Annotated in this window: 1 protein-coding gene; it reads right to left on the bottom strand. The window is 44.4% G+C overall.

Annotated elements, in window-relative coordinates:
- The coding region (locus ACTNEW_RS16335) for an IS110 family transposase (RefSeq protein WP_441062865.1) at positions 1–601 on the bottom strand (601 nt) is incomplete at both ends.

The raw sequence follows: 601 nt of genomic DNA on the forward strand, positions 1-601 counted from the left end.
GCCCTCTTTAAGCCAGCGCCTTTCAGCTTTGCATCCCTCCATACCTGATTTACACCATCTACGCCAAGTTCTTTTATGTCACATGGCAACGGAGCCTTTTTGATCACCATCATCCCGCTTACAGCATCCGGGTTTTTATAAACGTCTTTTATTTCCGGAAAATAAATACTGAACCATCGGGCAATCCGGTTTTTGATCCTTGTAAGTTCTTCCTGCGTCTGAATACGAAGATTTGACAGATTTCTGATCTCTGCGTATATCCCTGTTGGGATATATGGATACGAAAATCTTCCTTCATTTACCAGTCCCGCAATTGTTTTTGGATCCTTACGGTCATTCTTATTCGGGTTGTTATCATCCAGTTCTTTGGACTTCTTTACATGATGCGGATTCACATGCACCGGCTTCATTCCCTGTTCCTGCAGGTACGCTCCAAGGTTCAGCCAGTAATGACCGGTAGGTTCCATACCTGGAATCACCGACTCTTTACCATGTTTGTCTGCCATGTCTTCCATCCATGCCTTAAATGCAGCAAACCCGGCTTCATCGTTGTTGAAAGCAAACGGCTTTTTTGAGTACTCATAATTCCGCCAGTCAAAGG

It is taken from the genome of Blautia sp. HCP3S3_G3, from assembly GCF_052063365.1.
Lineage (GTDB): Bacteria > Bacillota > Clostridia > Lachnospirales > Lachnospiraceae > Blautia_A.